Genomic DNA, 13943 nt, shown 5'->3' with positions numbered 1-13943 from the left:
TGTTGAATTTTTTTAGATGAATATCAGATTCGAACAGAAACTGAAATACATAAGGCGGTTTCATTAGTACAAAAGTATTGATATGCATTTATGTTTTTTTAGTAGAATAAGAAATAATTTAACCTAATTATTGATTTTGTCATAGAAAAATATATAATATGAATGTATGCAGATATGAATTAATAAGATGGGGTGGTTGAGTTATGGCTACTAAATATCAAGAAGTTGCTGATATTGTTCGCAAAAGAATTGAAAACGGGACGTATAAGGCCGGAGAATTGATTCCTGACCAAACGACTTTGGCAGCAGAGTTCAAGGTAAATCGGCTGACCGTTAAGAAGGCACTTGACGGTTTGGCCTCAGAAGGCTTGATTTACAAGCAATCAGGCCTTGGAACCTACGTTCGCGGGAAGATTCCGTTCGTTGATCACGAAAGAGACGTGACGGTCGATGATTTCAGAGGAGCATATCAAGAATTTGGTCCTGATCGCATCAAGTCCGATGTTTTGTTATTTGACGTTCAGCTTCCGGATGAAAAAATTCAAAAAAATCTTAACATCAAACGCATCGACCCGGTTTATGAAGTCAAGCGCATCCGCATAATTGATGGCGAACCGACCGTTTTGGAACATACGTACATGCCTGTAAATCTTGTTCCTGAACTTTCAAAAGAAGTTTGCGAAAAGTCTATCTATACTTATATTCATGATGAACTTGGCCTCAAATTTGGAAATGCCTTCAGAAAATTTTCTGCATTGGGTGCTGATGATGAAGATGTCAAGGAGCTTAATGTAGAAAAAGGTTCTCCGATTCTTGAGGTTGAGCAGGTTGTTTGGTTGACGAACGGCAAATCGATTGAATATTCAACGAGTCACGTCCCTGGGGACAAGCGCAGCTATACCGTTATGAACATTAATAATTTTAATTAGGTCTAGCCGGAAGAGGCTGGGAAAGAGTCTCTTTTCTCTCTTGAATTAAACGAAAAGCCAAGCGAAGGCGGTCGATTTGCGGCTGACTTTGTCCGGCTTTTTTAATTCCAAATGAATAAAAACTACTTTTTCAAGCAGCAGTACTGCTCAACCAATCTATCCAAGATTTCACTCAAATCTACGGACAAAGAGCTGTTTTTGCCCATTTTGTCCGTAATCGCCATTTTTCGAGCAAGCCATTTACGGACAGAAGACCCATTTTATAAACATAACAGTGGACACCGTAATTTTGTCAAATGCAGCGCCTGATGAATCAGCGCGCCAAACTATTTTTGGTTATTTCCATCATGGAAGGCAATCGTCCTTTATACGAAAAAACGGATTAGATTTGCGATTGATTGCAAATATAATCCGTTTTTTGCATATTACTGAATCGAATTCATTTTTTTAAAGGGGGATGAGAACTGTATTTTCAAGCGGCATCACAAAATAAATAAAAAATAAATTAAATTTCGTGCAAATAAGATTTATTTACGTGTTTTCATGATAAAATTAGGTTCGATGAAGGTTATGGGTTATGGATGTATAATTTTTATTTATAATACGATAACCGGAACCTGTACTGTATAATAGATAATTTATTTCTTTTGGAGGAAATCATGAAGTTTGTTGCTTTTAACGTTCGGGAAGACGAACGCCGATATTTTGAAGAATGGTCAAAGGAAAATGGAATTGAAGTTTCTTTGAAGAAAGAAGAGATTACTCCGGACAATGTGTCTGAAACCGTTGGTTACGATGCGGTCATCGGATTGCAGACCGGTCTTTACCCTGATAATCTGTTTAAAGAATTATCAGATGCAAACATCAAGGTATTTTCCGTGCGAAACGTTGGCGTTGACAACATTAATCTCGATGACGCAAAGCAAAACGGCATTGCCGTGACAAATGTTCCGGCATATTCGCCAAGCGCCATTGCCGAATTTTCCGTTACGCAGCTTTTGCAGCTTTTGCGTAACCAGAATCTGTTCCGCAAAAGAATGGCCAAGCAAGATTATCGTTGGGCACCGTTCGTCGGAAAGGAACTTGGCAAAATGACAGTTGGCGTAATGGGAACGGGCCGAATCGGTCGTGCGGCAATTCAAATTTACAAGGGATTCGGTGCCAAGGTCATTGCTTATGATCCGTTCCATAATCCGGAACTTGAAAAAGAAGGCATTTACGTCGAAAAAGAAGATTTGTTGAAAAAAGCCGACGTGATCACGCTGCATATGCCGGCAACGGATGATGACTACCATTTCATAAACGAAAAGACGATTTCGATGATGAAGGACGGTGCCTACATCGTAAATACGGCACGAGGTTCATTGATTGATACGTCAGCCCTTGTCGAAGCGCTCAGATCCGGCAAGCTTGCCGGTGCGGCCCTTGATACGTATGAAAATGAAGCAAGCATTTTCAATCATGATCTTGAAGGCCAAGAAATTGAAGACGAAACTTTTAAGGAATTAATCAAGCTCGACAACGTTGTTGTTTCACCGCATATTGCATTCTATACGAACGTTGCCGTTGAAAACATGGTCAAGATTTCGCTTAATTCAGCTAAAGAAGTCATTGAAACGGGGACTTCAAGTACTTTAGTCAAATAATTTTCGTGGTTGGGAACATGCCTTAAAATGAAAAACTGGCTTAGATTTGCAGCTAATTGCAAATCTAAGCCGGTTTTTGTATATGCGGGAAATCGCTTTCTGTGATGGCGATGAAGGTGAGACTGTCCGTTAAATTTTTTGTCGGACAATATTTTTTGTTGCATTTGACGCAATTATAAAGTATAATGTAGCAAGTGCTGTGGAACAGTACAATTCACACTCCATGCGATGGCAAAAAGGGTGCTCATTTGAGTCTTCAGCCGTTGAACATGGGGGAGGATAATTAAAACTATTTTTGGAGGTTAATTGTTATGGCTGTTATTTCCATGAAACAATTACTTGAAGCAGGTGTCCACTTCGGTCACCAAACACGTCGCTGGAATCCTAAGATGAAGCAATTCATCTTTACGGAACGCAATGGCATCTACATCATCGACTTGCAAAAGACGGTTAAGTTGATTGATGAAGCATATGATTTTGTAAAGGATGCTGCATCTAATGATGGCGTTGTTCTTTTTGTCGGCACAAAGAAGCAGGCACAAGACGCCGTTGAAGAAGAAGCAAAGCGTTGTGGTCAATACTACGTAAACCATCGCTGGTTGGGCGGTACTTTAACAAACTGGAATACGATTCAAACACGTATCAAGCGTTTGAAGGAAATCAAGGCAATGGAAGAAGACGGCACGTTTGAACGTCTTCCAAAGAAGGAAGTTGCCTTGCTCGTTAAGCAACGCGATCGCCTTCAAAAGTTCTTGGGCGGTATTGAAGACATGCCACGTATCCCTGACGTTCTCTTCATCGTTGACCCTCGCAAGGAACGCATTGCCGTTAAAGAAGCACAAAAGCTTAATATTCCTATCGTTGCTATGGTTGATACGAATGCAGATCCAGATGAAATCGACGTTAAGATTCCTTCTAACGACGATGCAATCCGTGCGGTTCGCTTGATTACGGCTAAGATGGCAGATGCCGTTATCGAAGGTCGTCAAGGCGAAGACGAAGCTCCTGTTGAAGAAGCTTTCAAAGCTGAAGACGAAAGCGTTGATTCAATCGAAGACATCGTTGAAGCAGTCGAAGGCGACAACGACAACACAGATGCTGAATAGTTAATAACTTAGGCTGTCTCGAATCTGGGCATTTAGGCCTCAAGTTCGAGGCGGCTTTTTTGATAAAAATCATTTTTTAAGGAGGCCATTTCAACTATGGCAAAAATTACTGCTGCACAAGTAAAAGAATTGCGCGACAAGACAGGCGTCGGCATGATGGACGCTAAGAAGGCTTTGGTTGCCGTTGAAGGCGACATGGACAAGGCTATCGATTTCTTGCGTGAAAAAGGTATCGCAAAGGCTGCTAAGAAGAGCGACCGCGTTGCTGCTGAAGGTTTGGCTGACGTTGAAGTTGTCGGCAACACGGCTGCAATCGTTGAAATTAATGCTGAAACGGACTTTGTCGCACAAAACCAACAATTCAAGGATCTTGTAAAGAGCATTGCAACTGCAATTGCCAAAAACAAACCGGCTGATTTGGAAGCTGCACTTGCAATCAAGTCCGAAAAAGGAACGATCAATGATGAAATCATTGAAGCAACGCAAGTTATCGGTGAAAAGATCACACTTCGTCGTTTCCAAGTCGTTGAAAAATCCGATAGCGAAAACTTTGGCGTTTACCTTCACATGGGCGGTCGCATCGCTGTTTTGACAGTCGTTGACGGTGCAGACGAAACGGTTGCCAAGGACGTTGCAATGCACATTGCTGCAAGCAACCCTAAGTATGTCAACCGTGACCAGGTTCCTGCTGAAGAAGTTGAACATGAAAAGGCTGTCCTTACTGAAGAAGCCAAAAACGAAGGCAAGCCTGAAAAGATTATTGAAAAGATGGTTGAAGGTCGCTTAGGCAAGTTCTTTGCTGAAATCGTCTTGGATGAACAAGATTTCGTCAAAGATCCAGATCAAACGGTTGCCAAGTACGTTGCTTCAAAAAATGGCGCAAACAAGTCATTCACTCGCTACGAAGTCGGCGAAGGCATCGAAAAGAAAGCTGACAACTTTGTTGAAGAAGTTATGAGTCAAGTTAAATAATTTTTTAAGAGGTCAGGGGTTCTGGCCTCTTTTTTGAATGCTATTCGTATTGTTAAGTATTTTAGATGCTTATTTAAGTTTTTTGTCAAATATGCTTTTTTCAAACATGTTCGATGCGTAAAAGTCATAAGCGTTTACGCAAACTTTACATTAGTTTTTACATATGTAAAATTAAATCATTCTTTGAATTGACGGTAATTCAAAATATTTTGATTTGAAAAAATGATATGGAAAAAACATATATCAACTTTTTATGAAATTCGCTTAAATAACAAGACAAAAACTTAAAAAAGTGATAACATTGTTTTTGGAGAATGTAGTGCTACAGAATTTTTACTTGAGGTGAAGAAATGAAACGCATTGGTATTTTGACAAGTGGCGGCGACTCATCCGGTATGAACGCTGCCGTGCGTGCAATTGCCCGTTCTGCGATGAACGCAGGACTTGAAGCATATGGTATCAATTATGGTTATAAAGGCCTTGTTGAAGGGAATATCTTTAAGATGGAGTCTCATCAGCTTGACGGCATTATCGACCGTGGTGGTACGATCCTTTATTCTGCACGTTTCCCAGAATTTGCAGAACAGGAAACGCAATTGAAAGGTATCGAACAACTTAAGAAGTTCGGTATCGATGCATTGGTTGTTATTGGCGGCGATGGCTCTTATCATGGTGCTTTGAAACTGACGAAACTCGGTTTCAACTCAATCGGTGTCCCAGGTACGATTGATAATGATATTCCAGGAACTGATTTCACGATCGGTTTTGATACTGCCGTTAACGTAGCCACGGAAGCACTTGATCGTATCAACGACACGGCAACGTCTCATCAACGCGTGTTTGTTGTCGAAGTTATGGGTCGTGGCGCCGGTGACATTGCTCTTTGGTCCGGAATCGCAGCCGGTGCAGATGCAATCGTCATCCCAGAACGTGACTATGATATTAAGGCTATTGCTGACAAATTGACGGCTAACCGTGAACATGGCAAGGATCATGGCTTGGTTGTCGTTGCTGAAGGCGTAATGTCAGCACAAGACTTCAAGGAAAAGCTTGATCAATACGGTGAGTTTGACAGTCGTGCCATCACATTGGGACACGTACAACGCGGCGGTGTTCCTACACCGAAAGATCGCGTATTGGCCAGCCGTTTCGGTGACTATGCCGTACGTTTGCTTCTTGAAGGCAAGGGCGGCCTTGCTATCGGTATTCATGACAACCAGCTTGTTGCTACTGATATTATCGACACACTTGAAAACCATAAGCATCAGACAGACGTGTCATTGGCAGATCTCAATGATCGCTTGAGCTTCTAATTCACGTTAGTTTTAATAAAGAAGACTTAAAGTCATTTTTAATTTTTCAAAGGAGAGAATTTACTCATGAAAAAGACCAAGATCGTAAGTACACTTGGACCAGCTAGTTCAGATTTGGATACAATTTGCAAGTTGATTGAAGCAGGTGCTAACGTATTCCGTTTCAACTTCTCACATGGTGACCATGAAGAACATTTGGGTCGTATCAATCTTGTACATCAAGCTGAAAAGATCACAGGCAAGATGGTTGGTATCATGCTTGATACTAAAGGTGCCGAAATTCGTACGACTGTACAAAAAGAAGGCAAGATCAAGTTTGAAATCGGTGATGAAGTACGTATTTCCATGGATGATTCCATCGAAGGCACGCATGAAAAGATTGCCGTAACATACCCAGGCTTGTATGATGACGTTCATGAAGGCGGCCATGTTCTTTTTGATGACGGCTTGATTGACATGCAAGTTGAAAAGAAAGACGAAGCAAACCATGAATTGTTATGTAAAGTTTTGAACGAAGGTGTTCTTGGTTCACGCAAGGGTGTCAATGCTCCTGGCGTTTCCATCAACCTTCCTGGCATTACGAAAAAAGATGCTGATGATATTCGTTTCGGCTTGGATAACGAAATCAACTTCATCGCTGCATCATTCGTACGTAAGCCGCAAGACGTTCTCGACATTCGTGAACTTTTGGAAGAAAAGCACATGGAACATGTTCAAATCTTCCCTAAGATCGAATCACAAGAAGGTATCGACAACATCGACGATATCCTCAAGGTTTCTGATGGTTTGATGATTGCTCGTGGTGACATGGGTGTTGAAATTCCTGCAGAAAACGTTCCTTTGGTACAAAAAGCTTTGATTAAGAAGTGCAATGCTTTGGGCATGCCTGTCATCACGGCTACGCAAATGCTTGATTCAATGCAAGAAAACCCACGTCCTACACGTGCTGAAGCTTCTGACGTTGCTAATGCCGTATTCGACGGCACGGATGCAACGATGCTTTCCGGCGAATCCGCAAACGGTGACTACCCTGTTGAAGCTGTTGCAACGATGGCTCGTATCGACGTTAAGGCTGAAAACGCATTGCGTCAACACAAGACATTTGCTTTGAACGACTTTGACAAGACGGACGTTACGGAAGCAATCGGTCGTGCCGTTGCTGAAGCAGCCGACAACTTGAACATCAAGACAATCGTTGCTGCAACGAAGTCTGGTCATACGGCACGAATGATTTCCAAGTACCGTCCTGATGCAGACATCTTGGCAGTTACGTTCGATGAACGCACACGTCGCGGCTTGTCCATCAACTGGGGCGTTTACCCTGTTGTTGCTGAAACACCATCTTCAACAGATGAAATGTTCAGCTTGGCAACGGAAGAAGCTAAGAAGTGCGGCTTTGCCAAGGAAGGCGATTTGATTCTTATCACAGCCGGTGTTCCTGTTGGCGAAAAGGGTACGACAAACGTTATGAAGATTCAATTGATCGGCTCCAAGTTGGTTGAAGGTCAAGGTGTTGGTGACGAAACGGTTATCGGCAAGACGGTTGTTGCTTCATCAGCTGACGAAGCAAACAAGAAGGCTATTGAAGGCGGCATCCTTGTTACATCTACGACAGACAAGGATTACTTGCCAGCTATCGAAAAGTCTTCAGCTTTGATCGTTGAAAATGGCGGTTTGACATCACATGCTGCCGTTGTCGGCATCTCAATGGGGATTCCTGTCATCGTTGGTGCCAAGAATGCTACATCGCTCATCTCTGATGGCGAAGTCGTAACTGTTGACAGCCGTCGCGGTATTGTTTACCATGGTGCATCAAACGCACTTTAATCGACAGTTTAAAGTTCGAAAAAATTAATTTGATCAAATTGAGACCAAGGGTGAAAGCCCTTGGTCTTTTTGTTTTCAATGATTGGACCGTGTTTAAAAAGTAATTTCGCATTGCCTTTTTTGAAATTATGTTTTTTATATTTGTACTTTAAACGAACGTATTTTTGAGATAAAATAATTATTATTAACGCAAAAGGCGGATGTCACAGGTTAAATTAAGATTGGGGTGAAAAAATGGTTGTTATTAAAGATCGCATAAAAATAGCAGATTTGGGGAATGATTTTTTTAAAGACATCGATCGTAACGGCTCTGAATTTGACGAGTTCTATGGAACGATGTTTAACGCAAATATTGACGTGATTGAAAAATATCTGTTTCCGCGCTTTCAAAAAATATGTCTGGTGATCGGAATGGGCGACGGAAATGCTAAAAGCGGAGTTGCTGACTACATTGAAGGCATGACCAGTGAGCGCTTTAAAATTCTTGAAAAATGCAGTGAGGAAATGAAAAATCGACTTCAAGATGGCAGCTTGACAATCAGATTCACGCACAAGCGGCTGGTTCATACCAAACTGTATATTTTAGACTCAAAAGACAGCAATAAATATCGTGCATATTCAGGTTCGATGAATCTCAGCGAAAAGGCGCTTCATGATAATTTTGAAATGCTTTTGTGCGATTACGGCTTGAAAGAGGACAAACTATATCAAGAAATTTATCAATCAATTTTTAATCAAATCTATGACGGCTCAGCCGATTTTGCCGATCGAAAGATTATTAACGGTTTTTTGGGCAAAACGACGGTTGAGGAAAAGAAAATCTATCTGCTTGACGAGACCGTGTCGGCCTTGACTGACGCTGACAATCCAATCGGAATCAGTGCTAAAGAAATTTTGTCCGAAAAAAGGGAACTCAACGGGGAAATTCGCGATTTTGACGTGATTCAAAAAGAAAAGCGTGATTCAATCGAAGTTTTGAACCTGATATACGATTCAAAGGGGTTTCCTAAAGAGAAAGTTTCCGTTATGGACGATGAACCGCTCAGAAAGAAACTCCTGAATGTCGTGTATCATGATGAAGATCCAAACGAGCGCTTTGTATTTGAAAATGTTAAAGCTTCCGACTATTATCCCAAACCATTGTTTCTTTATGATGATGACGAAAAGGCTATTTTTGAAACGCCAATGTATGGTTCAAGTGTGCAGCACAAGATTGTTCCTCCATGCGAAATCAGCAAGCAAGACGTCAAAGATATTTGCGACATTGTCTTCTTTTATCGAGACAATAAGCAGGACGATGAATCGCAAGCCGTATTTTCATTTTTGATGTATGTCTTAGAATCGGCCAATATTTGGAAAATCAGAAAGGTAATTTCGGAGCACGGCGGAATCGTCGAGAACGTTCCGGTTGTTGCTGCCTTGATCGGCCAAGGAGAGACGGGCAAAACGACGCTTTTGAAGATTGTTTCGTGTTTGACGATCGGAAGCAAAGAACATATTGTCAATGCGCAAGATGATATGTTTAAACTTAAGGCGGGAGTCAAAGAGAAACTGGCAAATAATCAGAAACTGACCGAAGCTGAGAAGAAGAATCCTTTTTCGGAAACGCCGCTTGTCATGAACAAGAATACTTGGGAATTCATTCAAAGATACATGCTGACAAAAAGTTCCATTACTCCGATTTGCATTGATGATCCGAATATTGGCCTGATTCAGTCGAAATCTGCCGAAAATCCGCTCAAGTATCTTTCCAATACTTACAAAGGCGCACCGCATCCCGTGGTGCTGATTGCGATGAACGATCGAAATCATAATTTTTCGATTCCGCATCAAATTGGACGAAGGGCATATGCATTCGGGCAAGAGAACCAATTCAGGCAGATTTCAAAAAGCGAAGCGAATCAATTGACGCATTTTGAAAATGATCTGAGCAATCAGGTGTTTCTTTATCTCACGTATTGGATAGATGCTTGGCTTGACAACGTTTCTGATGAAGACTACGAAAATCTTTCAAAAGATTTTTTGTATCCGGTCAAGCAGGCGTTTAAGGGCCTTTTGTCGGAACACGCTCTGTATGACGGGATGAAACGCTATTTTGAATCGGATAACTACGATATCAAAAACGACAACGGCCGCAGAAACTGGCTTGCGCTTTTAAGCGATAAGAACGTTTTGGAGAAGATTTCATTTAACAAAGGAGATGAAACGGCATTCATTCCGAAAGACTGTTTCCCGGGAAGAGACGGGGTAAGCCGTTATTTCGACTATCTGCCGGCGAAACTTGAAATTTGTCCGACTCAAGTCGATGCCGGTTTGTCGATCGTGATCGACAATATGGACAGTTGGCTCGGGAACAGCGTTTTGCGTGAAAAATACAGGGCAGACACAGGCTTGGCGCATGATGAACATGAAATCAAAATTGCTAAGATTCAAGCAATCGAGCAAGGAAAAGCAATGGCGGAAACTCAGTTCAAATTGCAGCAAGAGGTCAAAAAACAAGAAGAAGAAAAAAGAATGCGAAAAAAACTCGGATACAAATTGAAAAATCTTTTCAGGCATGATGATTGAGACAGCGGATTTAATTCTAAAATGATATTTACAGAATTTGTCTGATGTGATAAACTAATTGTTGGCTTATGTGCCAAAGATTAACGATATTCCGCTGCAACTGGACATGAATGTCGACGAAAAGGAGAAAAACCAATGTCAGTAAATCCATTGATTAAAAAAATTACGGAATCACAATTGCGTAATGATATTCCAGAATTTCGCGCCGGTGATACGGTACGTGTTCACGCACGCATCGTCGAAGGCAAGCGCGAACGTATCCAAATCTTCGAAGGCGTTGTTATCAAGCGTCGTGGCGAAGGCATCTCTGAAACATACACCGTTCGCAAGATCAGTAACGGCGTAGGCGTTGAACGTACTTTCCCGCTTCATACGCCACGTGTTGACAAGATTGAAGTCGTACGTTTGGGCCGTGTTCGTCGTGCAAAGCTTTACTACTTGCGTGCACTTCGCGGCAAGGCTGCTCGTATTCCAGAACGTCGCAAGTAATTATACAAAAGGGTTGCGGATTTTTTTCGCGACTCTTTTTATTTTTGCTTGACTAAGCAAGAAAAACTTGTTATCATATTAACGTTGTATTTGTGCATGTCACAGCTGCAACCGCACGTTTTAAGTCAAAGCATTCGTTTTACGAATCACTACATTACGGCGAGTCTAAGAATCATATAAGGAGGTGCACATACATGTACGCAATTATTCAAACAGGCGGTAAGCAACTCAAGGTAGAAGCTGGTCAAGCAATCTACGTTGAAAAGCTTGCAAACGAAGCCGGCGAAAAAGTTGTTTTTGACAAAGTTGTTTTGGTAGGTGGCGAAAAGACCGTTATCGGAACGCCATTTGTTGAAGGTGCCACGGTTGAAGGTACTGTCGAAAAGCAAGGCCGCGAAAAGAAGGTCGTAACTTTCAAGTACAAGCCAAAGAAGCATCAACACACAAAGCAAGGTCATCGTCAACCATACACGAAGGTTGTTATCGATGCAATCAACGCATAATTTCAGGAGCATTTCAAGATGATTAATGCATGCTTGTTTCGTAAAGATTCGCGGCTCAGCGGTTTTGAGCTGAGCGGTCATGCTGATTCAGGAGAATATGGTCAAGATATTGTGTGTGCGGCAGTTTCGGTATTGTCGATCAATACGATCAATAGTCTGGAGAAACTTGCCGGGGTTGTTTTGGAAAAGGAATTGGATGATTTGAACGGCGGTTTCATGAAAGTTTCTGTTGATGATTCTGATTTGGACGACCCAAAAGTTCAATTATTGCTTGAAAGCCTTGAATTAGGCTTGCGCGACATTGAAATTTCATATCATGAATATATACATGTGAAATAGTTTTGCACAGAGGAGGTGCACTCGATATGTTTATGAACTTGCAATTCTTCGCCCACAAAAAGGGGGGCGGTTCCACATCAAACGGTCGTGATTCACGTTCTAAGCGGTTAGGCGCAAAGCGTGCCGACGGCCAAACAGTTAACGGTGGAGAAATTCTTTACCGTCAACGCGGAACTCACATCTACCCAGGCGTAAACGTTGGTATGGGCGGTGACAATACTTTGTTTGCCAAGACAGCCGGCGTTGTTAAATTTGAACGCAAAGGTCGCGACAAGAAACAGGTATCTGTTTACCCTGTTGCTGACTAATTAAATGTTTAAGGTTTCCAAATTCTTATGAAAGAATTTTGGGAACCTTTTTCTTTTGGATAAATTCAGAATAATTTTTTGCCTGTTAAAATAAACGATGTAAATAATCACATAAAATTACAAAAAACACATTGACAATTAATTCATTTGTAATTATAATGACATTATTCAAATCGATACAGGAAATTAATTATGAAAGGAGCGATTGAAATGGGATTTATCAAATTTAAAAAATCAAATATGTTTCAAGGCGCTTCTTCTCGTGCCCTCCTACTATTCGCAAGGATTCGTTGACGTAAGAGATTGACATCTTATGTTGGTGGGTCCTTGTTTGAGTACGCTTGGAATGAGGGCTCCCGGGGTTTAAAAAGTCTTCGTTCCAGCTTGTCGGAACGAGGGCTTTTTTTATTCCCGCCGATTCGAAAATTAATTAATCAGAGTACAACTTATGAAGGGGTTTGGTTCCATATGAAAATTAAGAAAATGACGGGCTTTGCAGCAGCAATTATGATGTGTTCGGTTTTTATGGCAGGATGTACTTCGAAAACGTCGGCCGCAACCAAAGGCAATCAGGCAGGCGATACAATCAAAATAGGCGTTAACATGGAACTTTCAGGTGCAGCCGGCGGATACGGGCAACAGGAAAAAAACGGCATTCAGCTTGCTGTTGATGAAATCAACGCTAGGGGGGGAGTCAACGTCAACGGAAAAAAGAAGAAGATCAAGGCGATTTATCGTGACAACAAGAGTTCGACATCGACCAGTGCCTCGGTTGCAACGCAGTTGACAACGCAGGACAAGGTTGTCGCAACGATCGGTCCTGCAACTACAAATGACGGAACGGCAACGATTCCGACCGCAAATAAGATGTGCGTACCGTTTTTGTCGGCATCGGCCACTGCTCCTGACTTTACGCTTGATAAGAACGGCAAAGTTCATCCGTATGTCTTTCGAGCATATTTCAAAGGCGATTATCAAGGAAGTTCTGCAGCAAAATTTGCATATGAAACGCTTAAAGCCAAACGTGCAGCAATTTTAGCCGATAATTCGAGCGACTACGGCATCGGGATTGCCAAAGCCTTTAAGCAATACTTCAAAGGGACAGTTGTTGATACTCAGTACTTCCAAGCCGGAGACAAAAACTTCAATTCGGTTTTAACTTCAATCAAGAGCAAGAAGTTTGACGTTTTATACGTTCCGGCATACTACACGGAATGCGGAGCAATCATCAAGCAGGCGCGTGAAGCAGGAATCAAGCAGCCGATTATGGGCGCTGACGGAATGTCTGATGACAAGATGGTCAAAATCTCCGGTGCAGAGAATGCAACGGACATTTATTACACGACGGCCTTCACGGCACTTACTGCAAACTCTAATCCGAAAGTCGCATCTTACAACAAAGCTTACAAGGACAAGTACGGTGAAGATTCGCCAACGTTTGCAGCATTGTCATACGATTCCGTTTATATGATCAAACAGGCAATCGAAACTGAAAAATCTGCTGATTCCGTCAAGATTCAGCAAGGATTGGCGAAAATCAAAAACTTTAAGGGCGTGACGGGCGATACGACGATGGATGCAAAGCACAATCCGAAAAAAGCAATCACAATCGTTAAGCTTGAAAATGGCAAGCCGTCCAAAGGATATGTGGTTAAATGATTAGTAAACGGTGAGATAAAAAAGACAAAAAAGCTTCAAATCAGAATACGGACAGTCAGAGCGGCAACTTAATCGGCTCTGACTGTTTTTGTAGATTTGATCATGCTAAAAGTCAAATCAAAAGCACTGTATTTTACCCTAAAGGGGCGAGAATGCCCCCACTTCTCTAAGCGGGGGATGAATCGCCTATTTTGAAGCACTCAGCGCTTCTTTTTTCCTGATTCATTTTAAATCGGATATTATAATTAGTGCATAAATTGTAAAAGGTGATAAACACAATGGAA

Annotated in this window: 12 protein-coding genes and 1 other annotated feature; all 12 genes read left to right on the top strand. The window is 41.7% G+C overall.

The window, feature by feature from the left end; all coding sequences use genetic code 11:
- Positions 1–203: 203 nt before the first annotated feature.
- The 12 genes from BMZ95_RS01435 (at position 204) to BMZ95_RS01375 (ending at position 13659) form a co-directional block, all read left to right on the top strand.
- Positions 204–929 carry a GntR family transcriptional regulator gene (locus BMZ95_RS01435; RefSeq protein WP_014073310.1) on the top strand — a complete coding sequence of 242 codons (726 nt, stop codon included), beginning with the start codon at positions 204–206 and terminating at the stop codon, positions 927–929.
- A 659-nt stretch (positions 930–1588) separates the two neighbouring features.
- Positions 1589–2575, top strand: coding sequence for a D-2-hydroxyacid dehydrogenase (locus BMZ95_RS01425; RefSeq protein ID WP_014073312.1), 987 nt, complete (start codon positions 1589–1591; stop codon positions 2573–2575).
- Positions 2576–2886: 311 nt separating this feature from the next.
- Positions 2887–3681 (top strand): 30S ribosomal protein S2, encoded by a 795-nt coding sequence (rpsB, locus tag BMZ95_RS01420; protein WP_014073313.1) that lies wholly within the window; start codon positions 2887–2889, stop codon positions 3679–3681.
- 96 nt (positions 3682–3777) lie between these two features.
- The gene (gene tsf / locus BMZ95_RS01415; RefSeq protein WP_014073314.1) at positions 3778–4653 is read left to right on the top strand and encodes a translation elongation factor Ts; all 876 of its coding nucleotides are present in this window, start codon (positions 3778–3780) and stop codon (positions 4651–4653) included.
- A 350-nt stretch (positions 4654–5003) separates the two neighbouring features.
- The gene (gene pfkA / locus BMZ95_RS01410) at positions 5004–5966 is read left to right on the top strand and encodes a 6-phosphofructokinase (RefSeq protein ID WP_014073315.1); all 963 of its coding nucleotides are present in this window, start codon (positions 5004–5006) and stop codon (positions 5964–5966) included.
- A 66-nt stretch (positions 5967–6032) separates the two neighbouring features.
- Positions 6033–7793 (top strand): pyruvate kinase, encoded by a 1761-nt coding sequence (pyk, locus tag BMZ95_RS01405; RefSeq protein ID WP_014073316.1) that lies wholly within the window; start codon positions 6033–6035, stop codon positions 7791–7793.
- A 234-nt stretch (positions 7794–8027) separates the two neighbouring features.
- Positions 8028–10361 carry a phospholipase D family protein gene (locus BMZ95_RS01400; RefSeq protein WP_046922569.1) on the top strand — a complete coding sequence of 778 codons (2334 nt, stop codon included), beginning with the start codon at positions 8028–8030 and terminating at the stop codon, positions 10359–10361.
- A 135-nt stretch (positions 10362–10496) separates the two neighbouring features.
- The gene (gene rplS / locus BMZ95_RS01395) at positions 10497–10850 is read left to right on the top strand and encodes a 50S ribosomal protein L19 (protein ID WP_003694097.1); all 354 of its coding nucleotides are present in this window, start codon (positions 10497–10499) and stop codon (positions 10848–10850) included.
- 99 nt (positions 10851–10949) lie between these two features.
- Positions 10950–11027: a sequence feature (ribosomal protein L21 leader region), on the top strand.
- A 17-nt stretch (positions 11028–11044) separates the two neighbouring features.
- Positions 11045–11353, top strand: coding sequence for a 50S ribosomal protein L21 (gene rplU / locus BMZ95_RS01390; protein ID WP_003694096.1), 309 nt, complete (start codon positions 11045–11047; stop codon positions 11351–11353).
- Positions 11354–11371: 18 nt separating this feature from the next.
- Positions 11372–11692: a ribosomal-processing cysteine protease Prp gene (locus BMZ95_RS01385; protein WP_003698497.1), complete on the top strand. Its 321-nt coding sequence runs from the start codon at positions 11372–11374 to the stop codon at positions 11690–11692.
- A 26-nt stretch (positions 11693–11718) separates the two neighbouring features.
- Complete coding sequence (rpmA, locus tag BMZ95_RS01380; protein WP_003698495.1) at positions 11719–12000, top strand: 50S ribosomal protein L27; 282 nt, start codon at positions 11719–11721, stop codon at positions 11998–12000.
- A 468-nt stretch (positions 12001–12468) separates the two neighbouring features.
- The gene (locus BMZ95_RS01375; protein ID WP_046922570.1) at positions 12469–13659 is read left to right on the top strand and encodes an ABC transporter substrate-binding protein; all 1191 of its coding nucleotides are present in this window, start codon (positions 12469–12471) and stop codon (positions 13657–13659) included.
- The last annotated feature ends 284 nt before the right edge of the window (positions 13660–13943 follow it).

Source organism: Ligilactobacillus ruminis DSM 20403 = NBRC 102161 (genome assembly GCF_900113455.1).
Taxonomy (GTDB): Bacteria; Bacillota; Bacilli; order Lactobacillales; family Lactobacillaceae; genus Ligilactobacillus; species Ligilactobacillus ruminis.
The sequence above is the reverse complement of the archived record's forward strand: the minus strand, read 5'-3'. Positions and strand labels throughout refer to the sequence as shown.

Coding starts and splice junctions, on each gene's coding strand:
- BMZ95_RS01435 (WP_014073310.1), top strand. CDS start 204: ATGGCTACTAAATATCAAGAAGTTGCTGATATTGTTCGCAAAAGAATT.
- BMZ95_RS01400 (WP_046922569.1), top strand. CDS start 8,028: ATGGTTGTTATTAAAGATCGCATAAAAATAGCAGATTTGGGGAATGAT.
- rpsB (WP_014073313.1), top strand. CDS start 2,887: ATGGCTGTTATTTCCATGAAACAATTACTTGAAGCAGGTGTCCACTTC.
- BMZ95_RS01385 (WP_003698497.1), top strand. CDS start 11,372: ATGATTAATGCATGCTTGTTTCGTAAAGATTCGCGGCTCAGCGGTTTT.
- BMZ95_RS01375 (WP_046922570.1), top strand. CDS start 12,469: ATGAAAATTAAGAAAATGACGGGCTTTGCAGCAGCAATTATGATGTGT.
- rplS (WP_003694097.1), top strand. CDS start 10,497: ATGTCAGTAAATCCATTGATTAAAAAAATTACGGAATCACAATTGCGT.
- pyk (WP_014073316.1), top strand. CDS start 6,033: ATGAAAAAGACCAAGATCGTAAGTACACTTGGACCAGCTAGTTCAGAT.
- pfkA (WP_014073315.1), top strand. CDS start 5,004: ATGAAACGCATTGGTATTTTGACAAGTGGCGGCGACTCATCCGGTATG.
- rplU (WP_003694096.1), top strand. CDS start 11,045: ATGTACGCAATTATTCAAACAGGCGGTAAGCAACTCAAGGTAGAAGCT.
- BMZ95_RS01425 (WP_014073312.1), top strand. CDS start 1,589: ATGAAGTTTGTTGCTTTTAACGTTCGGGAAGACGAACGCCGATATTTT.
- tsf (WP_014073314.1), top strand. CDS start 3,778: ATGGCAAAAATTACTGCTGCACAAGTAAAAGAATTGCGCGACAAGACA.
- rpmA (WP_003698495.1), top strand. CDS start 11,719: ATGTTTATGAACTTGCAATTCTTCGCCCACAAAAAGGGGGGCGGTTCC.